Origin of the sequence: Catellatospora sp. NPDC049133, from assembly GCF_040648455.1 — a bacterium.
GTDB lineage: Bacteria > Actinomycetota > Actinomycetes > Mycobacteriales > Micromonosporaceae > Catellatospora > Catellatospora aurea.
On the sequence record NZ_JBEZDT010000049.1, the window covers coordinates 36,874 to 63,442 of the forward strand.

Consider the following 26,569-nt stretch of genomic DNA (forward strand, 5'->3'; position numbering starts at 1 on the left):
GAAGCGGATAGCAGTCGAAGCAGAAGCTCAGTGACTGCTGATTTGCTCAGTGGCACGGAAAAGGCCCCGCCGTTCGGCGGGGCCTTTTCCGTGTCCTGGCCCGATGGCGGGGCCGGATCGCCGTCCCGGCTCCGATGCCGGGGAAGATCGCCGTTTCGGGTCAGAACGTGTGGTCAGACCACAGATCTTGACCGGAAACAGCGATCTTCGCCGCCGACACCCGGTCCGCGCGGACGGTCGGACCGCGGTGGACGGGCGGTCAGGCAGCGGTCGCCGGTGCCGGAGCAGCGGCGGCCGGAGCAGCGGCGGGAGCGGCTTCTGCCGGTACGGAAGCGGGGGCAGCAGCGGGGGCGGCAGCCGGCGCGGGCTCGGTGGCAGCGGTGGCGGCGGCGACGGCCGGGGCGAGCACCGGGCTGGCGGCCGCCGCCGCGACGATGGCGGTGGCGGCAGCGGCCGGGGCGGCGGTGAGCAGGCTCGGGCTGTTGGCCGCGCCGATCGGTCCGGAACCGACCGACATCAGCACCGACAGCAGCGCGGCGCTGAACGCCAGCGACAGCGCGCCGCGCCAGTCGATCGCGGCGACGTCCACGCCCACCACGCCGCTGACCTGGCCGACGCCGAACGCGGCGATCAGGGCCTGCACGAAGGTCTTGATGGCACGCTCGGCGCTGGCGATCCAGAACTGCTTGTTCAGCAGGTACATCGGAGTTCTCCTGGGGATGAGGGGGCATGCCCGAAAGGCGCTCACGAGCTTAGATCGCATGCACCCGTGTCACCTATCCGCTTCCCGACCGACCACGAGGGCCGCAGGCCATATGGTGTGCCGCATGGCGCACCCCCTCCGCCGCGCGCTGCTCACCGCCGCCGCGTTCCTCTGTGCACTCCTGCCCGCCACGCCCGCCCGCGCGGCAGGCGACCTCGCGGTGACCGTACGCGGCGACGATCCACTCGCGACGGTGCTGGTGCTGGCCAACCGGGGTGACGCCCCCTGCCAGGTGGTCACCTCGACGTACGGCACGCTCGCGGTGACCCGGCTGGAGCAGGACGGCGTCGCCGTCACGCCGCTGCCGATGGAGACCTCGTTCGAGGAGTCGCTGGCGACGGTGCTGGCCAAGCGCCTGCACACACTGGAGCCTGGGGCGAGCACGGAGGTGCCGCTGCGCGCCATCCCGATCGGGCCCACGGGACACGCGATCGAGATCGTCACCTGGTCGGCCGGCGCGGGCGCGTTCGGCTCGCTGTACCCGGTGAAGCCGGGTGTGCCACTGCGCCTGGAGTTCACGTACGCGGTGCCGATCGTGCCGGAGAGCGGCCCGGCCGCCTGCGCCCCGCTGGCGGGGGCGGGTGTCACGGCCGAAGCCGTGGACGCCGGACGCCCGTGGTGGCACTGGGCGGTCCTGGCCGGAGCGGTCGGGCTGGTGCTGGTGCTGGTCGCCGCGGTCATCGTGAAACGGCGTGGGCGCGGCCACCAGGCCGCCGCCACGGGTGACGGCCTCGCTGCCGACGGCGGGCCGGACGGCCCGACGGGCAGCGGGACAGGCTCCGGCGCCGAACACGGGAACGCGGACTCCGGCGAAGAAGCCGCCGGCGGGAACGGGGACTCCGGCCGGTCCGGCTCCGGCGGGGTGGCCGGGATCGGCGGAGCGGTCGTGCTGGCGCTGGTGGTGGCGCTCGGCGCGGTGGCGGCGCCGGGCCGCCCGGCGTACGCGGAGATCATTGTGACCGACCCGGAGCTGGCCGACGCCTGGGCCGCCTGCAGCGCGATCCTGCACGCGCCCGGCGGTGACCCGGCGGGCATCCTGCCCGCGCTGGAGGCGCCCGGCGTGACCGTCAGCATCATCCGGGCCCAGCCCGGCGACACCCACGAGGGCGCGCTGGACCGGAACAACATCCTGGTCTTCTGGGACCCCGAGGACCGGCACGCCTACTTCGGCAGCGGCGGCAACGCCGACCCGTGCGACTCGATCTACCACGAGTTCCACCACGGCTGGCAGCACAATCAGGGCACGTACAGCCGGGAGGACTGCGCGGGCAGCGGCATCCCGGCCACCGAGGTGATGGCCACCCGGGCGCAGAACCGGTTGCGGGAGGCGCTGGGCCGCCCGGCGCGCAGCCACTACGGCGACCGCGCACTGCCGAGCGGGGACTGCACCGCTCCCCCGCCGCCCCCGGCCTGCACCGGCGCGGGCTGCGGGCACAGCACCGGTGACCCGCACCTGCGTACGATCGACGGGCTGCGCTACGACTTCCAGGCCGCGGGAGAATTCGTCGCGGCGCGCGACACCGCCGGGGCGTACGAGATCCAGGTCCGCCAGGAGCCGGTGCCCGGTTCGCGCATGGTCGCGGTGAACTCGGCGGTCGCCGCGAAGGTCGACGGCGACCGGGTCGAGGCCCGGATGACCACGGCCGGCGTCGAGTTGCTGGTGGCGGGCGTGCCGACCGGCCCGGCTCCGGCGGAGCTGACCGCCCCGCGGCAGCTCACCGGCGGCGGCGAGCTGCGCACGAACGAGGGCGGCGACGTCGAGCTGCGCTGGAAGGACGGCTCCCGCCTGGTGATCGAGCCGATCGGCATCTGGGGCCTGGCGCTCTCGATCGAGCCCGCGCAGGCGTACGCAGGTCGGCTGGAGGGTCTGCTCGGCGACTTCAACGGCAAGTCCGACGACGACGTACGCCCGCGCGGCGGCACACCGCTGGGAACGCGGCCGAGCTTCGCCGCGCTCTATCCCGCGTACGCCGACAGCTGGCGCATCGACGCCGCGTCGTCCCTGTTCACCTACCCGGAGGGGAAGACCACCGACAGCTACACCGACCGTGCCTTCCCGGAGCAGGACGCGGCCACGGCCGAGCTGCCGAACCGGGCCTCGGCCGAGGCGATCTGCCGCGAGCTGGGCGTCTCCGACCCGGCCGTGCTGGCCGGCTGCGTGCTGGACGTGGCGCTGACCGGGCAGCCCGACTTCGCGGTCGCCGCCAAGGCGGGCCAGGTCTTCGCCGGGGGCGCGGACCTGGGCGGGCAGACCTGGACGGTGCGCGTGGACGCCCCGGGCGCGGTCGCGAAGATCGAGTTCCCGGGCACGAAGGGGCAGAAGGTCTTCCTCGACGTGCCCGCGACGACGCTGCCGAACCAGTGCGGCGGCCTGGACCTGCTCGGTCCGGACGGCCGCCAGGTGGCGTCGGGCTGCGTCATCAACGGGGCGGGGTACATCGACGGCACGGTGCTGCCGGAGACGGGCACGTACAGCATCGCGGTCGACCCTCGCGGCGACGACACCGGCGAGGCGCGGCTGCGCCTGCTGACTGTCGAGGACCAGCAGGAGGCGATCACCCCGGACGGCCCCGAGCTGACCGCTCGCCTGGACAAGCCCGGCACGGTGGCCCGGTTCACCTTCAGCGCGGCGGCCGGGCAGAAGGTGTTCGTGGACGTGCCGGCCACCAACCTGCCGGGCCAGTGCGGTGGCCTGGACCTGCTCGGCCCGGACGGCAAGCAGCTGACCAGCGGCTGCGTCATCAACGGCAGCGGCTACATCGACGGCTTCACCCTGCCGGCCGCCGGCTCCTACACGGTGGTGGTGGACCCGCGGGACAAGAGCGTCGGCGAGGCCAGGGTGAAGGTGAACCTGGCCGTGGACCAGCGGCTCGAACTGCCCGTGGACGGCGACGCGGTCACCGCGCGCATCGCGCAGCCGGGCGCGGTCAGCGTGCTGACCTTCACCGGCCGGATCGGGCAGCGGGTGTTCATCGAGGTGCCGAGCACGGATCTGCCGAGCCAGTGCGGCGGGCTGGAGCTGCGCGGCCCCGACGGCGACGTGGTGGAGTCCGGCTGCGTGATCAACGGCAGGGGCGGGCTGCGGGAGGAGGGCACCGAGCTGCCGGCGACCGGGACATATCAGCTGATCCTGGACCCGAACGAGCGGGCGACCGGAACGGCTCAGCTAAGACTGCGCACCTGACCAGCAAAGTCTGTGTTACCTGGTGGTAACGCGGGTCACAACATGTGCGTAGACTCCGCCAACGTGAATCCCCCACGCCTTTGGCTCCGCCGCCTGCGCAAGACCGCGTTCTGGCTGCTGGGCGTCGTGACGGTGCTGGCCGTCGTCGTCGCCGGGCTGACCGTCTGGTCGGTGCGCCGCGCCATGCCCACCCTCGACGGTGAGCTGACCCTGACCGGGCTGTCCGCGCCGGTGACCGTGCGCCGCGACGCGCACGGCATCCCCCAGATCTACGCGAAGACCAGCGACGACCTGTATCGCGCCCAGGGCTTCGTGCACGCCCAGGACCGGTTCTGGGAGATGGACTTCCGCCGCCACGTGACGGCCGGGCGGGTCTCCGAGCTGTTCGGCGAGTCCCAGCTGGAGACGGACAAGTACCTGCGCACCATGGGCTGGCGCCGGGTCGCCGAGCAGGAGGTGGCGCTGCTGACGCCGGAGTCCCGCAAGGGCCTGGAGGCGTACGCCGAAGGCGTCAACGCGTGGCTGGCCGCCAACACCGACGTCGAAGGTGACGGGTTCGCCGCCTCGGGCGCGCTGAGCCTGGAGTACGGCATCCTCGGCCTGCAGAACTCCGACTACGTCATCGAACGCTGGTCGCCGGTCGACAGCCTGGCCTGGCTCAAGGCGATGGCCTGGGACCTGCGCGGCAACATGGAGGCCGAGATCCGCCGCGCCGCGCTGGCCGCCGAGGGCCTGAGCAAGGAGCAGGTGGACCAGCTCTACCCGGCGTACCCGATCGACCGCAACCTGCCGATCGTCACCGGCGGCGCGATCTCGAACGGAGCGTTCGACGCCAAGGCGACCGCCCCGGCCGCGCCGACCACCCCGCCGGCCACGCCGCTGGCGGCCCTGGCCGCCGACGGGCTCAACGACATGGCCGACGGGCTGGCCGCGCTGCCGGGCCTGATGGGCAACGCCGACGGCGACGGCATCGGCTCCAACTCGTGGGTGATCAGCGGCAAGCTGACCGCCACCGGCAAGCCGATCCTGGCCAACGACCCGCACCTGAGCCCGAGCCAGCCCGGCATCTGGTACCAGATGGGCCTGCACTGCGAGTGCGGCACCGAGGTCGCGGGCTTCACCTTCTCCGGTGTGCCCGGCGTGGTCATCGGCCACAACGCGAAGATCGCCTGGGGCTTCACCAACCTCGACCCCGACGTCATCGACATGTACCTGGAGCAGGTCGAGGGCGACAAGGTGAAGGTCGGCGACGCGTGGGAGCCGCTGACCACGCGCCAGGAGGTGCTCAAGGTCGCGGGCGGTGCCGACGTCACCATCACGGTGCGCACCAGCAAGCACGGCCCGCTGCTGTCGGACGCCAGCGAGAGCTTGAAGAAGCTCGGCGGGCAGTACGCGGTCGCGATGCGCTGGACCGCGCTCGATCCCGGACGCACCGGCGACGCCGTGTTCGCCATCAACAAGGCGGGCGACTGGGACGAGTTCCGGGCCGCGGCCGCGCTGTTCGAGGTGCCCGCGCAGAACATCGTCTACGCCGACGTCGAGGGCAACATCGGCTACCAGTCGCCGGGCCGTATCCCGGTGCGCGGCAAGGGCGACGGCAAGTGGTTCGCGCCCGGCTGGGACCCGGCGTACGACTGGACCGGCTTCATCCCGTTCAACGAACTGCCGAACGTGCTCAACCCCGAGCGCGGCTACGTCGTCACCGCCAACCAGGCCGTCATCGGCGACCAGTACCAGCAGCACCTGACCGACGACTGGAGCTACGGCTACCGCAGCCAGCGCATCTACGACATGCTCGGCGCGGCCGGCGGGAAGATCACGCTGGACGACGTGCGGAAGCAGCAGTTCGACAACCGCAACGGCTTCGCCCCGACGCTGATCCCGGCGCTGCAGAAGGCGCCCCGGCAGGCCCCGTCGCAGGTGGAGAAGAACGCCGACGCGCTGCTCGTCGACTGGGACTTCCAGCAGGGCGAGGACTCGGCCGCGGCCGCGTACTACAACGCCGTCTGGAAGAACCTGCTCGGCCTGACCTTCGACGAGCTGGGTGAGGACTACGCGGCCGACGGCGGGGACCGCTGGTTCGAGGTGGTCCGCGGGCTGCTGAGCAAGCCCGACGACAAGTGGTGGGACAGCAAGGGCACGCCCGCGGTCGAGAAGCGGGACGACATGCTGGCCCAGGCCATGTCGGCGGCGGTGAAGGAGCTGTCCGAGGCGCAGGGCGAGGACCCGAAGCAGTGGCGCTGGGGCGACATGCACACCCTCACCCCGACCCACGCGACGTTCGGCGAGTCCGGCATCGGGCCGATCGAGTGGCTGTTCAACCGGGACACCGTCGGCGTCTCCGGCGGCGACGCGATCGTCAACGCCACGGGCTGGAGCGCCGGGCAGGGCTACGAGGTCGACGCGGTGCCGTCCATGCGCATGATCGTGAACATGGCCGACCTGGACGACTCCCGCTGGATCCAGCTGACCGGCAACTCGGGTCACGCCTTCCACGACAACTACGCCGACCAGTTCGAACTGTGGCGTACGGGCCAGACCCTGCCGTTCCGCTTCGCGAAGGCGACCATCGAGAAGGAATCGGCGAACACACAGATCCTCAAGCCGTAGAGCGGGCCCTCGATCATCGGAGTTGCCTGGCACCTGTGCGTATCTTGACGACGCATTCGCACAGGTGCCAGGCAAGTCGAGCGATCTAGCGATCTAGCGATCTAGCGATCTAGCGATCTAGCGATCAGGGCAGCAGCAGGCCCCCAACGGTGCACGGCAGGGCGAGCACGGTCACCACCCGCAGTACCAGCCAGGTCAGCGGCGCCGCTGTCAGGCCGCGGCGGGCGTCAGTGAGACGACGATGCAGGGCGCGCCCAGCGAGATGCCGGTGTCCACGGCCATGGCCAGCCCGTCCGCGTAGGTGACCGGCCCGCGCACCGCGGTCGGGGCGACGCCGAAGGTCTCCGGGATGGTCGAGTGGCCGTGCACGATCTGGCGGCCGCCCAGCTTGTCCAGCAGCAGGCGGGCGTTGGCGACGCCGTCGTTGTGCTCCAGGAACTCGAAGCGGCGGAACAGCAGCCGGGTGTTGCGCCCGAAGGTCTGCTCGTCGCGCTCGCGCATGATGGTGCCCACCGCGGCGTTGATCTCGTCGATGGTCGGCCCGAACTCCAGGTAGGCCAGGGTGTCGGCGTGCAGCAGCAGGTGGTCGTCGACCAGCGCCACCGCGGGCAGGCCGGCCAGCCAGGCGGCCCGCTGCTCGTCCAGTCCTTCGAGGTCGTGCTCCTGGCCGCCGTTGAGCGCCCACACCTGCACGATGGTGCGCACCTCGGTCACCGGCGACGCGGGGACGAAGCGGCTGCCGTACAGCAGCATGTCGTGGTTGCCTATGACGCAGCCGACCTCGCCGCCTGCCGCGGCGGCCTCGACCTGCAGCCGCCGGATCAGATCGATCACGCCGATGCCGTCCGGGCCGCGGTCGGTCAGGTCGCCGAGGAACCACAGCCGCGCGGCACCGCCCGACCACGCGCCCCGCGCGTCGAGCAGGCCCGTCACCCGCAGCGCCTGGGTCAGCGGCGTGAGATGCCCGTGCACGTCACCGACCACGTAGAGCGTCACGCGATCACCCTACGACATGGCCATGGGCACTCCCCGCGGCGTGCGCGCCGACCCCCTCTTCCGGGGTGTCCGCGGCCGCCGTCAGGCAAGGAACAGCCGCTCGACGGCGGCACGGGACCGGCGGGTGACCTTGAGGTACTCGTCCAGGAACTCGCCCGGGTCGGCACCGCCCAGCATGCGCGCCACCCCGGCCAGCTCGACACCGTGCCGGGGCAGCTGGTCCACGGCCCGGCCGCGGATCAGCGTCAGCGCGTTGCGCACCCGCGAGCACAGCGTCCACGCCGTGGCCAGCACCTCGGCGTCCTCGACGGATACGATCCCGGCCGCGTGCGCCGCGTGGAGCGCGTCGAGGGTACGCGTGGAGCGCAGTCCCGCCACCTCGTGCCCGTGCCGCAGCTGCCACAGCTGCACCGTCCACTCGACGTCGGCGATGCCGCCGCGCCCCAGCTTGGTGTGCGTGAGCGGATCCGCGCCCCGGGGCAGCCGCTCGTTCTCCACCCGCGCCTTGATCCGGCGGATCTCCACGATCTGCTCCCGCCGCAGCCCGTCGACCGGGTAGCGCACCGGATCGATGAGCGCGATGAACTCGGCGGCCAGCCCCGCGTCCCCGGCGACGGGCCGCGCCCGCAGCAGCGCCTGCGCCTCCCACACCTGCGACCAGGTCGCGTAGTAGCGCTGGTACGCGGCGAGGCTGCGGACCAGCGGACCCTGCCGACCCTCGGGGCGCAGGTCGGCGTCGATGCCCAGCGGCGGATCGGGCGCGGGCGCGGACAGCAGCGTGCGCAGTTGTTCCGCGATGGCCAGCGCGACGCCGTTGGCCTCGTCGTCCTTCATCCCGGGCGCGGGCTGGTACACGAACAGCACGTCCGCGTCGCTCGGGTAGCTCGTCTCCGCGCCACCGAGCCGGCCCATACCGATCACGGAGAAACGCAGCTCGTCGGGTGCTCCCGCGGCCTGCCGGGCCACCGCCAGCGCGGCCGCGATGGTGGCGTCGGTGAGGTCGGCCAGCCCCTGCCCCACCTCGATGATGCCGACCGGTTTGGCCGGGGCCAGCTCGCCCGCCCCGGAGAGCACGTCCGCGCTGCCGATGCGGAACAGCTCGCGGCGGCGCATCGCGCGCACCGCGGCCACCGCCGCGCGCGGGTCGGCGTGCCGCCCGGCGGCCGCGGCCGTGCCGTCCAGCAGCGACTGCCGGGTGCGCAGCGCGAGTTCGGTGTCGTCGGCCAGCAGCCGCAGCGCCTCCGGGTCACGCGAGAGCAGGTCGGTCAGGTAGCGCGAGCTGTCCAGCACCCGGGCCAGCCGCAGCGCCACCGGGCCCTCGTCGCGCAGCAGGCGCAGATACCAGGGCGTGGTGCCCAGCGTGTCGGACACCTGCCGGTAGGCCAGCAGCCCGGCGTCGGGATCGGGCGCGTCGGCGAACTCGGCCAGCAGCACCGGCAGCAGGGTGCGCTGGATCGCGGCGGTGCGCGACACGCCCGAGGTCAGTGCCTCGATGTGCCGCAGCGCGCCCGCCGGGTCGGCGTAGCCGAGCAGTTCCAGGCGCTTGCGGGCGGCGTCGGCCCGCAGCGACAGCCCGTCGGCGGGCACCTTGGCCACGGCCGCCAGCAGCGGCCGGTAGAGCAGCTTGGCGTGCAGCCGGCGCACCTCGGCGGCGTGGGTGACCCAGTCGGCGCGGAACGCCGCGATCGGGTCCAGCCCGCCGCCCTCCCGGCCCCGGCCGGTGCCCAGCGAGGGCTCCTCGCGCTTGTAGTTCATCGCGCGCGCCAGCCAGCGCAGCGCCATGGTGCCCGCCTGGCCGTCGTCGGCGGGCACGGTGTGCGTACGCCGCAGCCGCTGCAACTGGAGCCGGTGCTCCACGTTTCGCAGGAAGCGGTACGCGGCGCTGAGCGCCTCCCCGTCGCCCCGGCCCACGTAACCGCCCGCGACCAGCGCCCGCAGCGCGTTGAGGGTGTTGCCCGAGCGCAGCGTCTCGTCGCCGCGACCGTGCACGAGCTGCAGCAGCTGCACCGCGAACTCGATGTCGCGCAGCCCGCCCGGTCCGCGTTTGATCTCCCGCTCGATCTCGGCCCGCGGCACCTGGTCGATGATGCGCCGCCGCATCGCGCGCACGTCCTCGACCGCCTCCGGCCGCTCGGCGGCGTGCCAGATCAGCGGCTGCAACGAGGCCAGCCAGGCCTTGCCGACACCGGCGTCACCGGCGACCGGGCGGGCCTTGAGCAGCGCCTGGAACTCCCAGGTGCGGGCCCAGCGCTGGTAGTAGACGAGGTGGCTGGCCAGCGTGCGCACCAGTGGACCGCGCCCGCCCTCCGGCCGCAGGGCGGCGTCGACCGGCCAGGCCACGTGGCCGCAGATCTCCATCAGCGCCGCGGCGACGGTGGTGCCCGCGGCGAGGTCCTCGTCCTCGGCCGCGACGAAGATGACGTCGACGTCCGAGACGTAGTTCAGCTCGTCGCCGCCGCACTTGCCCATCGCGATCACGGCCAGCCGGGGCCGCTGGTCGCCGACGCGGCCCAGCGCGATCCGGTACGCCGCCCGCAGCGTCGCGTCGGCCAGCGCGGTCACCTCGGCCATCGTCGTCTCGACGTCGACCCCGTCGGCCAGGTCGCCCGCCGCTATGCGCAGCAGCCCGCGCTGGTAGCCGGCCCGCAGCGACGGCACGTCGGCCAGCCCGCTGTGCACCTCGTAGCGCGGCGGCACGGTGTGCGTGAGCACCTTCCACTGCCCGGCCTGCGCCGCGATCTGGTCGCCCAGCGCCGACGACGCCCCGAGCACCGTGATCAGCCGGATGCGCAGGTCCTCGTCGGCCCCGAGCCGCTCCAGCACACCCTTGTCGGGCCCGGCGTCGCGCTCGGCGATGCGGTGCAGCTGGCGCAGCGCCAGGTCGGGGTCGGCCGCGCGGCCGAGCTGCTCCAGGATGAGCGCGCTCTCCTCGTCGACGGGCCGCTGCGCGGCCGCGTCCCACAGGTTCAGGCCGGTCCCGCCCAGCAGCACGGCCGGGTCGGGGCCGGTCGCCGACAGCGTGAAGCCGTACCGTGCCAACCGCCCGATTCCCGCCATCCGCTCAGGTTATCGGCGCGCACGCGGGCGCAGAAGTCACGGCGCGGCGGCTCAGCTCAGCAGCGGCAGTTCCCGGCGGCCCGCGTCGGGCAGCGTGCCCAGGGCCAGCTCGGCGAAGCGCCGGGCGAACGGCTGCCACACCTCGGCCACGTCCTCCTGGGTCGCCTCGACGCCGGCGATCAGCCCGTCGGGCTGCCAGCCCTGCTCGGTCATCCACTCGCGGTTGTTCTCCACCCAGCCGGCGAACATGTCGACGTCGCACTCGATGTGGAACTGGGTGCCCCAGGCCCGGTCGCCGATCCGGAACGCCTGGTGGGGGTAGCGCGGCGAGGCGGCCAGCAGGGTCGCCCCGAGCGGCAGCTCGGTGATCTCGTCGAAGTGGTACTGGATCACGTCGGGCGCGAACGGCACCGCCCACCACAGCGGGTCGGCCTCGGCCACGTCCCGCCGCGCGACCAGGCGCGCGCCGATCTCCGGTCCGCTGGTGGAGCGCTCGACGGTGCCGCCGTGCGCCTGCGCCAGCAGCTGCCCGCCCAGGCAGACGCCCAACGTCGGCACCCGGTTCTTGACCGCCTTGCGCAGCAGCGACTCCAGCTTCGGGAACCACGGCGCGCCCGGCACCCCGTCCTTGCCGAACGCGTCCTGCTCCCCGCCCATCACCACGAACGCGGCGTAGCCGTCCAGGTCCTCGGGCAGTGCGTCGCCGGCGTGCGGGCGCAGGACGGTCAGCTCCAGCCCGGCCTCGGTCAGCCAGTCTCCGAGCCGGCGCAGGTCGTCGGTCGGGTCGTTCTCGATCACCAGTGCGGTCGCCACGCTCACGAGGTTAGCCCGGCCACGGCGGCGCCGGTCAGCGGCCCGGCGCCGCCCGCCCGAGCTCCGCCCAGGCTTCCCGGGGCAGCCCGCGCTCGACGCGGAACCTGCCAGGGGTCAGGGCACCGGGTGACCGAACGGGGTGGAAGGCAGCTCCGGCTGCGGCGGGGCCTGCCAGGACGAGCCGGTCCAGGCGAGCTCCAGCCGGGTGGACAGCTCCAGCAGCAGGCCGCTGCCGTGGTATCCGGCCAGCCCGCAGGCCACCATCACGGCGACCGCCACCGTCCACCGGATCAGCCAGTTCGGCTCCGGACGCAGCTCGTGCACGAGGTGGGTGACCGCGCCGCCCCGCCCCGCGACGAGGTCGTCCACCAGATCGTCGTTTCTCACAGCTTCGCCAGCACCTCCCGCGCGGCCAGCACGGCCGCCTCCCGGCTGCGCTCCGGACCGACCATGGTGTTGCGGTACTGCACGTGCACCAGCCGCGCGCCCATCCGCACGGTCAGGTAGATCCGCCCGGCGGGGCCCAGCTCGGACCAGTACCCGGCCTGGTCGCCGAGACCGTCGAGCATGATGCGTTCGCGATTGGCAGCGAATTGGCCGTAGAAGTCCCGGCGGGCGCGGGTCACGGGGTCCTCGCCGTCGGCCCGGCCCACGTTGATCACGCCCACAACCAGCGAGGCGTCCTCGCCGTCGGCCTTGGGGCGTTGGACGACGCACCAGGCCGACAGTGTCTCGTCGTTCCGGTCGGTCTCCTGTGTGCTCGGGTCGCGGCCGGGCACGAGCAGGTCGAGCAGTTCGGGCCGCAGCAGCGGGCAGACCGCGCCGGGTGCGGGCGGCATGATCTGCGCCGACCCGCCCCGCAGGTATGCCGTGAACACCCCGGTGCCGATCCCGAGCAGCACGATGCCCGCCACGGTGCGCCGGTGTCTGCGCCACCAGGCCTGCCGCCCGCTCTCCCCCGCCAACCGTCCACTCACGGGCGTGATGCTAGGCGAGCCGTGCCACGGGCCGCTGTCCTGTGAAACCGGTCTGCCGCCTCGGCCGACTCACTCAGGACCGCCGGGCCGCCGCCTTATTGATCTTGCTTCGCAGCGCCCGCCGGGCCACCGGCCCCAGCTCCTCGACGACCTCCATCAGCGTGCCGAGCTGCTCCAGCGCCGCCATCGCGCGCTGCGCCCCGGGGCGGTCCACGCCTTCGTACAGCTCCAGCCCGACGAACGAGGCGGAGATCGCGGCGGCCAGCCCTGGCACGTCGGCCATCTCGGCGAACGGGGAGCCCGCCAGCACCCGCCGCAGCACCGACTCGATCTCGGCGGTCCACATGCCGAGCGTCTCGGCGGTCACCCGGGCGAGCTTCTCGTCGTGCTGCGCACCGGCCAGCATCTGCGCGAGCACCGCGACGTTGCCCAGGTCGCGCTCCTCCTCGTGCAGCGCTCGGCCGACGTCGAGCAGCTCGCGCAGCGAGCCCACGGTCGCGAAGCGCGCCCGGTACGCCTCGACGCGCTCGCCGGTCGCGGCCGTGCACGCCGCCACCAGCAGGTCGTCCACGCTGCCGTAGTGGTAGAAGATCAGCGCCTGGTTGACCCCGGCCGCACCGGCGATGTTGCGCGCGGACACGCCCGCTATCCCGTGTTTGCGCAGCGTGTCCATGGCTCCGTCGAGCAACCGCTGCTTCGTGTCGGACATGCGCTCCCTCACTACCCGGGCCCGCGACGTGCTGCGCACACGAATGCGGGCGGTGCCGGCCACCCCCCGTTGCCAATGTGGCCGGCACCGCCCGTACTGTCGCGTCCCCGACTCGCGGGACGGCCAGACTTTCTCGCACCGGTCTGACAAAACAGGTGCCGATGCGCCGGCAGTGTCGGGTCAGGACGGTGTCTCCAGGAAACACGGCCCGTGCCACATATTTGAGCGGTCGATCAAACGCCAGCCTAGCAGGCTTGAGCGTCCGCTCAAACAGTGGCGTTTCCTACGGCAGGACCAGCTCGGCGTACACCGGCCGGTGGTCGCTGCCCGGCAGCTCCAGCACTTGGAAGTCCTTGACGCCAACCCGCCGGTCGGCGAGCACCCGGTCCAGCGTCACCGGCGGGAGCGGGTCCCCGTCGTACGGCCCCCAGGTGCCGGTGAAGCCGCGGCCGAGCACGTCGGCCGCGTCCCGGTAACCGGAGTCGATCAGGTCGCGCAGCAGGTGGTGGTCCAGGGTGGCGTTGAAGTCGCCGAGCAGCACGCGCACCGCCCCCTCCGGCGTGGCCCGCGGCTGGCCTTCGAAGCCGCGTTTCCACAGCGGCGTCACGAAGTCGGCCCAGGGTGCCAGCGGGTGCGCCGACTCGACCAGCACGGTGCCCCCGCCCGGCACCGACACCTCACCCCGCGCTTGCCGGAAGCCGCCGGGGTTGACCCGCACCCCGTCGTCGCGCAACGGCAGCCGAGACAGCAGCGCGGACCCCTCCACCCCGGGCGCCGCGTGGTCCACCCGGTACGGCAGCTCGCCGCGCATCCCCGCCGCGTCCACCGCGACGAGGAATTCCGGCGTCGCCTCCTGCAGCGCCAGCACGTCCACCCGGTGCGCCCGCACCAGCTCCACCAGCTCGGCCGGGCCCGCCGATCCCGCCAGCACGTTCGCGCTCATCACCCGCAGCGGCGCGCCCGCCGCCCCGGCCATCGGGTCGCCGTCGGCGAACCAGCGCGGCAGCACCACCACGGCGAGCGCCACCGCGGTCACCGCGGCCAGGCCGGCGGCCGCCCAGCGCCGCCACACCAGCAGCACCGCCAGCGGCACCAGGCAACCGGCGGCGACGTACGGCGTGAACGCCATCAGCTGCGCCATCGGATACCGGTCGTCCCAGCCGGCGACCCGGAACACGGCCCACACCGCCGCCGGCAGCGCCAGGACCCAGGGCAGCGCGCGCAGAAGGAACCGTTTCATGCGCGGGATGCTATACGTTTCCATGGTCAACTAGGTGTGGGCTTTGTGAAGGTTCCGTGCGCGGCGTTAGGCTCTGCGGCCATGACCGCCACCCTGCACCCCGCGACCCTCCGGCCCGGCGACACGGTCGCGCTGGTCTCGCCCTCGGGGCCGGTGCCCGCCGAGCGCGTCGAGGCGGCGGTGTCCGTGCTCACCGGCTGGGGCCTGGCGCCCCGGGTGTACCCGCACGTGCTGGCCCGGCACGGCTACTTCGGCGGCACCGACGAGCAGCGCCTCGGCGACCTCAACGAAGCGCTCGGCGACCCGCAGGTGCGCGCCGTGCTGTGCACCCGCGGCGGTTACGGCGCGCAGCGCATCACCGACCGCGTCGACCTGGACGCCGTACGCCGTGACCCGAAGCTGGTCATGGGCTTCTCCGACATCACCGCGCTGCACCTCGCACTGTGGCGCGGCGCGCGCCTGGCCACCGTGCACGGGCCGGTCGCGGCGCAGTTCGACAAGGGCGCGGACTCGCCGACCGCGCTCGGGGCGCGGCACGCCCTGATGAGCGGGGAGCCGGTCGTGGTGGCCGCCGACCCGGCCGAGGACACCCACCGGGTGCGCACCTCGGGCCACGCGGAGGGCACCCTGCTCGGCGGGAACCTGTCGCTGCTGGTCAGCACCCTCGGCACCCCGCACCTGCCCGACCTGACGGGCGCGATCCTGCTCATCGAGGACGTCGGCGAGTACCCGTACCGCGTCGACCGGATGCTCACCCACCTGCGCCGCAGCGGCGCGCTCGACGGCGTCGCGGGCATCGCCGTCGGCCAGTTCACCGACTGCGCCGACGCCTGGCCCGTCACCATCGCCGACGTCCTCACCGACCGCCTGCTCGACCTGGGCCTACCGGTCCTCGGCGGCCTCCCCATCGGCCACGGCCCCCAGCACACCGCCGTCCCCCTCGGCACCCGCGCCACCCTCGACGCCGACACCGGCACCCTCACGGTCGCCCCCGCCACCCTCTAAGCGCTGATCATGAACTTATGGCACGGGTCGACGGCGTGTCGGTGCCACAAGTTCATGATCGATACAGGTGGGCGGGCAGCCACGGGCCTGGCGGGCTGACGGCCCGGAGCGGCCGGTCAGGAGTTGGCGAAGGTGATGGTGATGGCTATGCCGGCGATCAGGCTGGCCGGAATGCCGGCGACCCAGCCGATGAGGATGCCCGCGCCCTTGCCGCCGTCCTTGCCGACGACGCCGCCGATGCCCATGACCAGGGCGACGATGCCGAGAATGAACTGCCCGAAGACGCCGACCAGCATGAAGACGGACTCGGTGCTGCCTTCGCCGCCCGGGCCGTAGTCGTTCTGCTGCCCGAAGAGCAGTGCGGCGAAGACGCCGGCGACCATGGTCAGCGCGTGCGCGCCCAGCATGGTGAAGATGCCGCGCCACACCAGCCGGGCCTCCACGGGCCGCCGGACCGGGCGCGGGATGTCCAGCGAGGGGTGGGACCACGCGGCGACGGCGGGTGCTGCCGTCGCGGGCTGCTCGGGCGGGGCGGGCGGGCTCGGTGCCCGGTACGGGTTGTCGCTCACGGGGTGCCTCCACGTCGGACGCGGCCGGGCCGCCAGAGTGCGTGCCGCCGCAGCCTACCGCCACCCCGCGACCCCCGACCCTCCCCCGAACCGCCACCGCGAAACCCCAGGACGATGGGAAGGGCACCTTCTACAACGCATGGCGATGTGAAGGTGCCCTTCCTTCGGCTAGAAGCACTGGGAGGCGGACCAGAGGGTGCCGCTGCGGGCGTCGGTGTGGATGTGGTCGGAGTGGTCGGGGTAGCCGGGGCCGAGGATGCCGGTGAAGCCGTGGTAGCGGGCCTGCTTGCCGATGGTGCAGAGGGAGTGCGGGCCGGAGCCGAGGTCGACGCCGTCACCGTAGAGGTGGCGGCTGCCGGAGACGCCGCCCGCGGCGTTGTTGCAGGCGGTGCTGCGGAAGCCGGACGTGACGCGCAGGGCCTGGTCGCCGAGGGCGTGGCGGAGCGCTTCCAGGCGCCACATGGCACGCAGCGCGTTGGCCTTGGCGGTGGCCGCCGAGACCGCGCCACCGGCCCAGGTGGTGTTGCACTTGTTCAGCTCGGCGTAGCTGAAGTGGATCGGCGTGCAGTCGTCGTCCTGCAGGGAGTAGATCTTGTTGAAGGTCTGCGGCCCGGCGATGCCGTCCGCACCCAGGCCGTACGCCTGCTGGAAGCGGACCACCGCGTCGCGGGTCTCCGCGCCGAAGATGCCGTCGATGACGATGGTGTTGTTGTAGCCCGGCCAGCCGGCGACGCGGATCTGCAGCTGGCGGACGTCCTCTCCGGACATGCCCGAGGACAGCGAGCGGCCCCAGGTGTAGCAGCCGTCGGCGTACGCGGGGGACGCGCCGACGGTGACGGCGGCCACCGATCCGATGGCCGCCATCACCAGCACGGTGAACGCCCGGAGGAAGGCGTTGCGGGGGAAACGACGAGACATGCCAGGCACTGTGCCAACCACGCTCATCGATGTCAAGAGTTTACATATCTTGCAGTTACTACGTAGTATCCTTCCGAAAAATCGGGCAGCGGGCCGTCACCGGCCGCGGACCGTCCGCACAGGATCAGCGGCGCGAGCGCACCTTGCGGTCCCCGCCGGCGGCGGCCACGCCGTACGCCAAGGCGTCGACCAGGGCCCGCCAGCTCGCCTCCACCACGTTCTCGTGCACGCCGACCGTGGTCCAGTCGCGCCCGTCGGTGTCCACCGTCTCCACCAGCACCCGCGTCACCGCGTCGGTGCCGTGCGAGCCGGCCAGGATGCGCACCTTGTAATCGGCCAGCTCCAGCCCGGACAGCTGCGGGAAGTGCCGCTCCAGCGCCTGGCGCAGCGCCTGGTCGAGTGCGTTGACCGGACCGTTGCCCTCCGCGGTGGCGATCACCCGCTCGCCGCGCACGCGCAGTTTCACGGTCGCCTCGCTGACCACCGCGCCGTCCTCGCGGTGCTCGACGATCACCCGGTACGACTCCAGCGTGAACGGCGTCGTCTGCTCGCCCAGGGACTGGCGCACCAGCAGCTCGAAGGACGCGTCGGCGGCCTCGAAGGACCAGCCGGCCGCCTCCAGCTCCTTCACCCGGTGCGTCACCTTGGACAGCGTGTCGGGATGGCCGGCCAGGTCCAGCCCGAGCTCGCGGCTCTTGAGCTCGATGCTGGCCCGGCCGGCCATCTCGGTGACGAGGATCGTCATGTCGTTGCCGACGACGGCCGGGTCCACGTGGTTGTAGAGGGCCGGGTCGACTTTGATCGCGCTCGCGTGCAGTCCCGCCTTGTGGGCGAAGGCCGCGGACCCGACGTAGGCCTGGTGGGAGTCGGGTGCGATGTTGGCGATCTCGGCGATGGCGTGCGAGACGTGCGCCATCTGTTCTAGGCAGCCGTCCGGTAGGACGGTCATGCCCAGCTTGAGCTGCAGGTTCGCCACCACGGCGAAGATGTCGGCGTTGCCGGGGCGCTCCCCGTAGCCGTTGGCGGTGCCCTGCACGTGGCGTACGCCCGCCTCCACCGCGGCGATGGTGTTGGCGACGGCGCACGCGGTGTCGTTCTGCGCGTGCATGCCGAACAGCTCGGGCGAGACGCCCAGCCGCGCGACGAGGTCGGCGATGGCCGCGCCCACCTGCGAGGGCAGCATGCCGCCGTTGGTGTCGCAGAGCACGACGCGCTCCGCGCCCGCGTCCAGCGCGGTGCGCACCACCGAGGCGGTGTAGTCGGGGTCGAAGCGGAAGCCGTCGAAGAAGTGCTCGCAGTCGACGAAGACGCGGCGGCCGTGCGAGCGCAGGTGGGTCACGCTGTCGGCGACCATGGCGAGGTTCTCCTCGCGGGTGGTGCGCAGCGCCCGCTCGACGTGGCGCACGTCGGACTTCGCGACCAGGCAGACCACCGGCGTCTGCGCCGCGAGCAGGCCCGCGAGCTGCGCGTCGTCGGCCGCCGAGACGCCCGCCTTGCGGGTCGAGCCGAACGCCACCAGCAGCGCGTTCTTCAGCTCCAGCTCGGTTCGGGCCCGTTCGAAGAACTCGGTGTCCTTGGGGACCGCCCCTGGCCACCCGCCCTCGATGAACCCGACCCCGAACTGATCGAGCAGGCGCGCCACCGCGAGTTTGTCGGCTACCGAGTAGGTGATGCCCTCGCGCTGGGCGCCGTCGCGCAGCGTGGTGTCGAAGATCTGCATGTCGTGTGACCTCCTGTGCGGGCGCCCGCTTCGCGAGGCGCCGACGTGATGACCGGGAAGGAGCTGCAAAACAAAAGACCCCCCGCGGTCGCGGGAGGTCTGCGCGTCGGCGAGGGGCCTGGTTGCCCAGGTGCGGCCGGCGCGCTAGGTGCCAATAATCAGTACGAGGCGGATCACGCTGGGTAGCGTCCCACTTTTGCGACTCCCAGACCAGCAGGCTCCCGTATATCGGGAAGGCGTGTCGCCGCCGCGCCAGCGGATCACGTCGATGAGCTGGGCAATGGGACGGGACAAAGACCCCGTGGCGGTCGCCACAATGTCACGATCCGGCAATGATCACGTCGCAATGCCCTGCCTAATCTTGAACGGCTCAAGAAAGACCGCTCAGGAGGTACCTGCTTTGCTCACCGTCGGCGACCACTTCCCCGCCTACGAACTCACCGCGTGCGTCTCCCTCGACGCCGACAAGGCGTTCGAGACGATCACCAACAAGACCTACGAGGGCAAGTGGCGGGTGCTGTTCTCCTGGCCCAAGGACTTCACCTTCGTATGTCCGACCGAGATCGCCGAGTTCGGCCGGCTGAACGGCGAGTTCGCCGACCGGGACGCGCAGGTGCTGGGCTGGTCGGTCGACAACGAGTTCGTGCACCACGCGTGGCGCAAGAACCACCCCGACCTGCGCGAGCTGCCCTTCCCGATGCTGGCCGACGTCAAGCGCGAGCTGACCGAGGCGGCGGGCGTGCTGGGCGAGGACGGCGTGCCGCAGCGCGCGACGTTCATCGTGGACCCGAACAACGAGATCCAGTTCGTGATGGTGACCGCCGGCTCGGTCGGCCGCAACGTCACCGAGGTGCTGCGCGTGCTCGACGCGCTGCAGACCGACGAGCTGTGCCCGTGCAACTGGAACAAGGGCGGCGAGACCCTGAACGCCGCCGAGCTGCTGGCCGCCTGATGGGCATCGAGGCGATCAAGGCGGCGCTGCCGGCGTACGCCCGGGACACCAAGCTAAACATCGGCGCCGTGCTGGGCACCTCGCCGCTGACCGCGCAGCAGCTCTGGGGCACCGCGCTGGCCTGCGCGTTCGCCGCCCGCAACGCTTTCGTGCTGCGGGAGATCGCGGCCGAGGCGGCCGATCACCTCAAGCCCGAGGCGATCGAGGCGGCCAAGGGCGCGGCGTCGATCATGGCGATGAACAACGTCTACTACCGGTCCAAGCACCTGATCGGCGACGACGCGTACCAGTCGCTGCCGGCCCGGCTGCGCATGCAGATCATCGCCAACCCGGGCGTCGACAAGGCCGACTTCGAGCTGTGGAGCCTGGCCGTCTCGGCCATCACCGGCTGCGGCGTCTGCCTGGAGTCGCACGAGAAGACGCTGATCGGCACCGGCGTCGGCCGCGAGGCCGTCCACGAGGCCCTGCGCATCGCGGCGGTCGTCCACGCCGCCGCCGTCACCCTCGACGCCGAAACCGCCCTCACGGCCTGACCGGCCCCACCCTTGGCCCTTGGCGCAACTCTTGAAGAGTCGCGCCTTCCGACGGCTCCCGACGCCGCGACTCTTCAAGAGTCGCGGCGGAGGGGGCGGAGAAGGCTTTACCCGGAAGGAAGCCCGGCGGGAGACGTCTCGCCGGGCTTTCCGCTTGTCAGGGTGAGGGCGGCCACTCGACGTTAGTTGAATGGTCAAGTATTCTCGCGGGTATGAGCACCCGTATGCCCGCGCTCTACCTCAGCCATGGCGCTCCCCCGCTGGCCGACGACCCGCTGTGGACCCGCCAGCTGGCGGACTGGTCGAGTGACCTGCCCCGGCCCACCGCGATCCTGGTCGTCTCGGCGCACTGGGAGAACGCCCCGCTGGCCGTCGGCGCGACCACCACGGTCCCGCTCTACTACGACTTCGGCGGCTTCGCTCAGCACTACTACGAGGTGAAGTACCCGGCGCCGGGCGCGCCCGAGCTGGCCGCGAAGGTGCGGGCACTGCTGCGCGGACCGCAGACACCGGTGGCCGACGTGCCCGACCGGGGCCTGGACCACGGCGCGTACGTGCCGCTGGTCGAGATGTTCCCCGAGGCCGACGTCCCGGTCCTGCAGATCTCCATGCCGACGCTGGACCCGCAGCGGCTGCTGGAGATCGGCCGTAAGCTCGCGCCGCTGCGCGACGAGGGCGTGCTCATCATCGGCAGCGGTTTCTTCACCCACAACCTGCGCGCCGCGATGCCGTACATGCACCTGGGCTTCGACGCGCCCGTGCAGGGCTGGTCGGCGGAGTTCGACGACTGGGGCCGGCAGGCGCTGGACGCCGGCGACGTCGACGGGCTGCTCGACTTCCTGCACAAGGCCCCGTCCGGCGCGATGGCGCACCCGCGCACCGAGCACTTCGCGCCGCTGTTCGTCACCCTCGGCGCGGGCGAGGACGACCTGGCCTCGCAGCGCACGGTGATCGACGGCTTCTGGATGGGCCTGGCCAAACGTTCGGTGCAACTCGGCTGACACGCCCGGGATGTGACGCGGTCGGGCTACACCACGCCACGTGACCTTGATTACGGTATCGGGGTGACCACCACGCCGATCGAGCGCAGCATCGCCTTCGCCGCCGTCTTCAACTTCCGTGACCTCGGTGGGCTGACCACCGCCGACGGCCGCACCGTACGCCGGCGCACGGTGTACCGGTCCGACACGCTCAGCAGGCTGGGCACCGAGGACCGCGAGGCGTTCACGGCGCTCGGCATCCGCACCGTGATCGACCTGCGCCGGCCCGCCGAGGTCGCCTCGATGGGCCGGGTGCCGGAGTGGACCCGGGTGGTGTGGCGGCACAACCACCTGGAGCACCCGCTCTGGGACCACTCCACCTACACCACGGAGATCGGCGTCGCGGGCTGGCTGTCCGCCCGTTACCTGGAGCTGGCCCACCACGGCAAGGCCGACATCGCCCGGGTGGTCGGCATGCTCACCGACGCCGACCACGGCCCGACCGTGGTGCACTGCGTCGCCGGCAAGGACCGCACCGGCCTCATCGTGGCGCTGGCCCTGGACCTGCTCGGGGTGCCCGACGACCAGATCGCGGCCGACTACGCGCTGACCGAACGCAGCGCGCCGATGTTCACCCAGTGGGTGCGCACGGCCTTCCCGAACGAGGACCACGCGAACACGCCGCCGTTCTTCACGTACACCCCGGCCGAGGCCATGCTGATGACGCTGCACGGGCTGCGCTACCGCCACGGCTCGGTGACCGAATACCTGGTCGGCGCGGGCCTGCACCCCGACTGCGTGCAGCGCCTGCGCGATCGGCTGCTGGAAGCGTGAGCGAGGAGCGGGCGTGAGCGAGCAAACCGGATCAGCGCGGCTGGTGGACTTCGAGAGTCCGCTGTTCAACTTCCGGGACGTGGGCGGCCTGGCCACCACCGACGGGGCCGAGGTGCGCCGGGGTGTGCTGTTCCGTTCGGACACCCTGACCGCGCTGGGCGAGGCCGACCGCGAACGCTTCGCGCAGTTCGGCGTGCGTACCGTGATCGATCTGCGGCACCCGGTGGAGCTGGAGCGGTTCGGCCGCGCCCCGGACTGGTGCTGCGAGGACTGGCACAACGTGCCGCTGAACAACCCGGTGTGGCGGGCCGAGGACTACTCGGCGGAGGCGGGGGTGGTGGCGTTCCTGCTGGCGCGCTACCACGAGACCGCCGAGCACGCGGCGGCCGACATCGCCCGCGCGATCGAGCTGATCGCCGCCGGCCCGGGCCCGACCGTGGTGCACTGCTGGGGCGGGCGGGACCGCACCGGCGTGGTGGTCGCGCTGGTGCTGGAACTGGTCGGGGTGTCCGATGCGGACATCGCCGCCGACTACGAGCTGACCGAGCAGGGCATGGCGCGCTACCTGTCCTGGCAGCGCCGGAACCGGCCGGACAAGGGCCCGCTGCAGCCCTACCTGGCGAGCACGCCCGCCGAGGTGATGCGCACCTTTTTGGCGGAACTGCGCGAACGGCACGGTTCGGTGCGGGCCTATCTGACCGGGGCCGGGCTGGCCGAGGAGAGCATCGGAAAGCTGCGGTCGAGCTTGCGCGAGCAGCGGCCGTGAGGTGACCGCGGCGTTATCGACGAGTGCCATGATGTGACGGGATTTCATCGGGGAGGAGCCGTCATCATGCACATCGGAACGCGAGCGTTGCTGGCCGTGGCCACCGCCTGCGCCGTGGCCGTCCTGGCCGGTTGCGCGGCCGAGTCGAACGGCGACTCCACGCAGCAGCCCTCCCCCGGCCAGGTCGCGCCCGGCACGGGGACCTTCAAGGACATCGACACCGCGGCCCGCGAGCTGGTCACGCGGCAGGCCTACTGGCAGTCGCCCGCCGTGCTCGACGTCGAGCAGACGCAGCGGATCGGGCTGGCGGTCGGCGAGGGCGAGAAGCTGACCCAGAAGATCAACACGATGCTGAAGGGCACCCAGACCACGGCCGCCGGGCCGGTGGAGGTCGGGCCCACGGTCAAGGCCACGCTGCGCGGCAACACCGAGGACGTGGAGATCACGCCGTCGGAGTCGGTCAACGCCACCACCGGCAGCGACGTGCAGATGCTGTGGACCTGGCTGGTGCACCCCAAACACCCGACCGACGACCTGCTGCTCACCGCGTATCTCGAGGTGCCGCTCAGCAACGGGCACACCATCACGCACGAGGTGGCGCTGTCGGTGCAGGTGCGCCGGACCATGTCGTACACCCTGTGGCAGCTCGTCACGCACTGGGGCACCTGGTCGGCCGTGGTCACCAGCCTCGTCGGCGTGGTGAGCTGGCTGCTGCGCCGCCGCAAGAAGAAGTCGGGCGACCGGCAGCAGCCGGACCAGGCGCCGGAGCCCTCGGTGGCCAATGTGGCCGCCTGAGCCCTGCCCGCCCGGCCCTCGGGGGCGGATGAAGAAATCTTCGGGACAACTGGGGTCTGGCGAAAGTTAACTTCAACGGCGATAGTGGCGGGTGAATGTCCATCCCCCACTTCCGCGGAGTACCCATGGCCAGATCACGCCTGCGGGCGGCCGTCGTCGCCGGCCTCACCGCGCTCAGCCTCGCGGCGCTGTCCGCCGCCACCGGCGCGCCCGCCGCGGCCGCGCCGCCCACGCACGACGAGCAGATCACCTTCCAGGAGTGGTCCCGCTTCACCGAGTGGCGGCAGGGCACCCACCAGGGCACCTTCGCCATCCCCGGCATCCGCACGGGCATCACCATGCTGCGCCCGGCCGGCACCGTCGATTACGCCGACCCGTACACCAACGTGACGAAGAGCTACGACTACAGCACCTGGACCTCCCCGGTGACCGAGGTCGGCTTCGACGCCACCGAGCTGGTCGCCTCCTGGAACGCCGACACCCCGGCGGGCACCTGGATCCAGGTCGAGATGCAGGGCACCTACAACACCGGCGGGCAGACCCCCTGGTACGTGATGGGCCGCTGGGCGTCCGGGGACGGCGACATCAAGCGCACCACGGTCAACCGGCAGGGCGACCCGTGGTCGACGATCTGGACCGACACCTTCTCCATCGACGACGCCGCCAACGGTGTGCTCCTGCACGCCTACCAGCTGCGGTTGACCCTCTACCGGGCGCCCGGCCAGTGGCAGTCGCCGCGGGTGTGGATGCTCGGCGCGATGAGCTCGAACGTTGCGGACCGGTTCACCGTCACCCCGAGCGCGGGAGGCATCGCCTGGGGCACCGAGCTGGCCGTGCCGCGCCGCTCGCAGAACATCCACATCGGGGAGTACCCGGAGTACGACGGCGGCGGCGAGGCCTGGTGCTCGCCCACCTCCACCACGATGGTCCTGGAGTACTACGGCCGCGGCCCGTCGGCGCAGGACCTCGCCTGGGTGGACCCGGCGTACGCCGACCCGCAGGTCGACCACGCGGCCCGGATGACGTACGACTACGCGTACCAGGGCGCGGGCAACTGGCCGTTCAACACCGCGTACGCCGCGTCGTTCCCGGGCCTGGACGCCAAGGTCACCCGGCTGCACTCGCTCGACGAGGCGGAGCGCTTCATCAAGGCCGGCATCCCGGTGATCACCAGCCAGTCGTTCCTGTCCGAGGAGCTGGACGGGGCCGGCTACGGCACCTCGGGGCACCTGTTCGTCATCGTCGGCTTCACCGCCGAGGGCGACGTGATCGTCAACGACCCTGCGTCGTCGAGCAACGACGTGGTGCGCAACATCTACCCGCGTGAGCAGTTCGAGCAGATCTGGCTGCGTACCAAGCGCTACCGCGCGAACGGCACGGTGGCCTCCGGCTCGGGCGGCATCGCGTACCTGATCAAGCCGTGGTGGAAGCCGTGGCCGGTCGTCGCGGGCTCCACGAACTGGTGACCTGACGACCCGGGTGCGCCCCCGCCGTGGGGCGCACCCGGGTCAGCGCACGGACCGCCGGTTCACAGCCGGGTGTCCAGGATCGCGTCGGACAGCTCGATCACGCCGAACGTGCCGCCCTGCGCGTCGGCCAGCAGCGCGTAGTGCCCCACCGGCAGGTCCAGCGGCCCGGTCAGCACCGCACCGCCGAGCTCCAGGCAGCGCGCGATCGTGGCGGCGCAGTCCTCGACCTCGAAGGTGACCCGCCAGTGCGCGGGCGTGCCGGCCGGGTAGCGCTCATCCATCACGGACAGCCCGCCGACCGTACGGCTGTCGACAAACCACTCGATGTGGTCGACGCCCTCGGCGATCTCGCTCTTGCGCTCCGACCAGTGGAACGCCTTGCCGTAGAACTCCACGGCGGAGGCCTCGTCCCAGGTCACGACCTCGGTCCAGCACATCGTGGCCGGCTCGGCGGCCGCCTCGGCGCCACCGGACGTGCCGCGCTGCCACAGCCCGAACACCGCGCCCGCGGAGTCGGCGACCAGGGCGGCGCGTCCACGCGGGCCGCGGTCGTGCGCCGGGACCAGCACCGAACCGCCGGCGTCGAGCACCGCCGCCACGCCGTCCTCGGCGGCCACCGCCGACACGTAGCACAGCCAGGCCCCGGGCCGGCCGGGCTCGCCCGGGAGCAGGCCCGCGACGGCGCGGCCGTCGAGCGCGAACACCTCGCCCGGTGTCCATCCGAACAGCCCGCTGTAGAACGCCGCAGCTCCCGCCGGGTCCGCGGTCATGTACTCCGCCCAGCACGGGGTGGCGGGCGCGTATCCCCTCACTCGCATGCCCGCCACCTTAGGACCATCCGAGGTTCAGGGCGACCTCTGCGCGTGCCGACCGGGTCGCCCCGTTCGGCTGGCCGGCCGGGCGAACCGGGCAGCCGGGGCGGTGCGCACGGGTCGATCACACGCGATGATGGTCACCATGCTCCAGGATCGTTCCCTGCTCGAGGGGTGCAACGTGGCGCTCAACGAGTCCGACGTGGTCGGCCTGCGAGTGAACTGGCCTGCCCGCACCGTGCGCCTGCTGCTGCACGTGCTCGCCATGCCGGAGGAGGGACCGATCGACGCGGACACCCGCCGCGCCCTGGTGTTCACCGGCGTCAGCCTGATGCGGGTGCTGCTGCGCACCGACCGCACCCGGACCGCGAGCCGCGACTACGGCCACCCGATCGAGCTGGCCGACGCCGACGCCGCCGACGCGTTCCTCGCCTCGGTCAGCCGGTCCGACCCGATGTACGGCTGGCGCTTCCTCGACGACCCCGAGCTGACCCGCGACTGGCCCGCGACGGCCAGCCTGATGCTGGCGGGAACCGGCCCGGCCACGCACACGATGTACTGGTTCTGCGAGTGCGCCCGCGAGGAGCCGGGCGGCGAGACGGCGTACTGCATCGAGGGCGACATCCACTTCCAGCGCCTGTCCGTCGAGCGCGCCGACGGGTCCCCCGTACCACTGGCCTCCTTCGCCGCGGACGGTCGCCGCTGGTGGCACGGCCTGCACTCCGGCGACCCCCGCGTCTCCACCGAAGCCCAGCGGTCCCGACCCCCCTCCCCCGCCTGGACGTAAGGAAGGGGGCCCTGCCCACGCCCCGCCGGGGTTCAAGTGGCCATGCCAACCGCCCGCGGGGCGGGAGCGCCGGGCCAGGC

Annotated in this window: 23 protein-coding genes; 11 read left to right on the forward strand and 12 right to left on the reverse strand. The window is 72.3% G+C overall.

The features are described 5' to 3' along the window. Positions 1-259: 259 nt before the first annotated feature. Complete coding sequence (locus AB0B35_RS37660; protein WP_361055355.1) at positions 260-703, reverse strand: holin; 444 nt, start codon at positions 701-703, stop codon at positions 260-262. Positions 704-827: 124 nt separating this feature from the next. Here AB0B35_RS37660 and AB0B35_RS37665 point away from each other — a divergent pair, with 124 nt between their 5' ends. Both AB0B35_RS37665 and AB0B35_RS37670 read left to right on the forward strand, forming a co-directional pair. Next, complete coding sequence (locus AB0B35_RS37665) at positions 828-3,947, forward strand: VWD domain-containing protein (RefSeq protein ID WP_361055358.1); 3,120 nt, start codon at positions 828-830, stop codon at positions 3,945-3,947. 63 nt (positions 3,948-4,010) lie between these two features. Beyond that, positions 4,011-6,557: a penicillin acylase family protein gene (locus AB0B35_RS37670; protein WP_361055361.1), complete on the forward strand. Its 2,547-nt coding sequence runs from the start codon at positions 4,011-4,013 to the stop codon at positions 6,555-6,557. 210 nt (positions 6,558-6,767) lie between these two features. On the opposite strand, the gene AB0B35_RS37675 is transcribed toward AB0B35_RS37670, so the two are convergent. From AB0B35_RS37675 to AB0B35_RS37705, 7 genes are all read right to left on the reverse strand, one after another. Further along, the gene (locus tag AB0B35_RS37675; RefSeq protein WP_361055364.1) at positions 6,768-7,553 is read right to left on the reverse strand and encodes a metallophosphoesterase; all 786 of its coding nucleotides are present in this window, start codon (positions 7,551-7,553) and stop codon (positions 6,768-6,770) included. Positions 7,554-7,634: 81 nt separating this feature from the next. Further along, positions 7,635-10,610: a bifunctional [glutamine synthetase] adenylyltransferase/[glutamine synthetase]-adenylyl-L-tyrosine phosphorylase gene (locus AB0B35_RS37680; protein ID WP_361055367.1), complete on the reverse strand. Its 2,976-nt coding sequence runs from the start codon at positions 10,608-10,610 to the stop codon at positions 7,635-7,637. Positions 10,611-10,661: 51 nt separating this feature from the next. Beyond that, complete coding sequence (locus tag AB0B35_RS37685; RefSeq protein WP_361055370.1) at positions 10,662-11,423, reverse strand: type 1 glutamine amidotransferase; 762 nt, start codon at positions 11,421-11,423, stop codon at positions 10,662-10,664. A gap of 114 nt (positions 11,424-11,537) precedes the next feature. Next, positions 11,538-11,810 (reverse strand): hypothetical protein, encoded by a 273-nt coding sequence (locus AB0B35_RS37690; protein ID WP_361055373.1) that lies wholly within the window; start codon positions 11,808-11,810, stop codon positions 11,538-11,540. Beyond that, entirely contained in the window at positions 11,807-12,400 is a 594-nt protein-coding gene (locus AB0B35_RS37695; RefSeq protein ID WP_360537977.1) for a hypothetical protein, read from the reverse strand. Before AB0B35_RS37695 ends, AB0B35_RS37690 begins: the two co-directional genes overlap by 4 nt. Positions 12,401-12,473: 73 nt before the next feature. After that, positions 12,474-13,109 (reverse strand): TetR/AcrR family transcriptional regulator, encoded by a 636-nt coding sequence (locus AB0B35_RS37700; RefSeq protein WP_361055376.1) that lies wholly within the window; start codon positions 13,107-13,109, stop codon positions 12,474-12,476. A gap of 283 nt (positions 13,110-13,392) precedes the next feature. Then, positions 13,393-14,349 carry an endonuclease/exonuclease/phosphatase family protein gene (locus AB0B35_RS37705; RefSeq protein ID WP_360537973.1) on the reverse strand — a complete coding sequence of 319 codons (957 nt, stop codon included), beginning with the start codon at positions 14,347-14,349 and terminating at the stop codon, positions 13,393-13,395. A gap of 81 nt (positions 14,350-14,430) precedes the next feature. Between AB0B35_RS37705 and AB0B35_RS37710 the strand changes: the two genes are divergently transcribed. After that, positions 14,431-15,354 (forward strand): LD-carboxypeptidase, encoded by a 924-nt coding sequence (locus AB0B35_RS37710; RefSeq protein WP_361055379.1) that lies wholly within the window; start codon positions 14,431-14,433, stop codon positions 15,352-15,354. 116 nt (positions 15,355-15,470) lie between these two features. Here AB0B35_RS37710 and AB0B35_RS37715 read toward each other — a convergent pair whose 3' ends face one another. The 3 genes from AB0B35_RS37715 to cimA form a co-directional block, all read right to left on the reverse strand. Further along, positions 15,471-15,923, reverse strand: coding sequence for a hypothetical protein (locus tag AB0B35_RS37715; protein WP_361055382.1), 453 nt, complete (start codon positions 15,921-15,923; stop codon positions 15,471-15,473). Between the two features lie 168 nt (positions 15,924-16,091). Continuing rightward, the gene (locus tag AB0B35_RS37720) at positions 16,092-16,841 is read right to left on the reverse strand and encodes a D-Ala-D-Ala carboxypeptidase family metallohydrolase (protein WP_361055385.1); all 750 of its coding nucleotides are present in this window, start codon (positions 16,839-16,841) and stop codon (positions 16,092-16,094) included. A gap of 124 nt (positions 16,842-16,965) precedes the next feature. Further along, positions 16,966-18,561, reverse strand: a complete 1,596-nt coding sequence (cimA, locus tag AB0B35_RS37725) for a citramalate synthase (RefSeq protein ID WP_360537965.1) — start codon at positions 18,559-18,561, stop codon at positions 16,966-16,968. A gap of 400 nt (positions 18,562-18,961) precedes the next feature. Between cimA and AB0B35_RS37730 the strand changes: the two genes are divergently transcribed. From AB0B35_RS37730 to AB0B35_RS37760, 7 genes are all read left to right on the forward strand, one after another. Continuing rightward, entirely contained in the window at positions 18,962-19,513 is a 552-nt protein-coding gene (locus AB0B35_RS37730; protein WP_360537963.1) for a peroxiredoxin, read from the forward strand. After that, a complete protein-coding gene (locus tag AB0B35_RS37735) occupies positions 19,513-20,046 on the forward strand; it encodes a carboxymuconolactone decarboxylase family protein (RefSeq protein ID WP_360537961.1) in 534 nt (177 codons plus the stop codon). Before AB0B35_RS37730 ends, AB0B35_RS37735 begins: the two co-directional genes overlap by 1 nt. Positions 20,047-20,258: 212 nt before the next feature. Next, entirely contained in the window at positions 20,259-21,047 is a 789-nt protein-coding gene (locus AB0B35_RS37740) for a class III extradiol ring-cleavage dioxygenase (protein WP_361055388.1), read from the forward strand. Between the two features lie 63 nt (positions 21,048-21,110). Next, positions 21,111-21,860, forward strand: a complete 750-nt coding sequence (locus AB0B35_RS37745) for a tyrosine-protein phosphatase (RefSeq protein WP_361055391.1) — start codon at positions 21,111-21,113, stop codon at positions 21,858-21,860. A 13-nt stretch (positions 21,861-21,873) separates the two neighbouring features. Then, the gene (locus AB0B35_RS37750; RefSeq protein ID WP_361055394.1) at positions 21,874-22,626 is read left to right on the forward strand and encodes a tyrosine-protein phosphatase; all 753 of its coding nucleotides are present in this window, start codon (positions 21,874-21,876) and stop codon (positions 22,624-22,626) included. Between the two features lie 66 nt (positions 22,627-22,692). Next, positions 22,693-23,421: a hypothetical protein gene (locus AB0B35_RS37755; RefSeq protein WP_361055397.1), complete on the forward strand. Its 729-nt coding sequence runs from the start codon at positions 22,693-22,695 to the stop codon at positions 23,419-23,421. 125 nt (positions 23,422-23,546) lie between these two features. Beyond that, the gene (locus AB0B35_RS37760; protein ID WP_361055400.1) at positions 23,547-24,887 is read left to right on the forward strand and encodes a C39 family peptidase; all 1,341 of its coding nucleotides are present in this window, start codon (positions 23,547-23,549) and stop codon (positions 24,885-24,887) included. A 62-nt stretch (positions 24,888-24,949) separates the two neighbouring features. On the opposite strand, the gene AB0B35_RS37765 is transcribed toward AB0B35_RS37760, so the two are convergent. After that, on the reverse strand, positions 24,950-25,708 hold the full coding sequence (locus tag AB0B35_RS37765; RefSeq protein WP_361055403.1) for a VOC family protein: 759 nt from the start codon (positions 25,706-25,708) through the stop codon (positions 24,950-24,952). Positions 25,709-25,847: 139 nt separating this feature from the next. Here AB0B35_RS37765 and AB0B35_RS37770 point away from each other — a divergent pair, with 139 nt between their 5' ends. Continuing rightward, positions 25,848-26,489, forward strand: coding sequence for a hypothetical protein (locus AB0B35_RS37770; protein WP_361055406.1), 642 nt, complete (start codon positions 25,848-25,850; stop codon positions 26,487-26,489). The last annotated feature ends 80 nt before the right edge of the window (positions 26,490-26,569 follow it).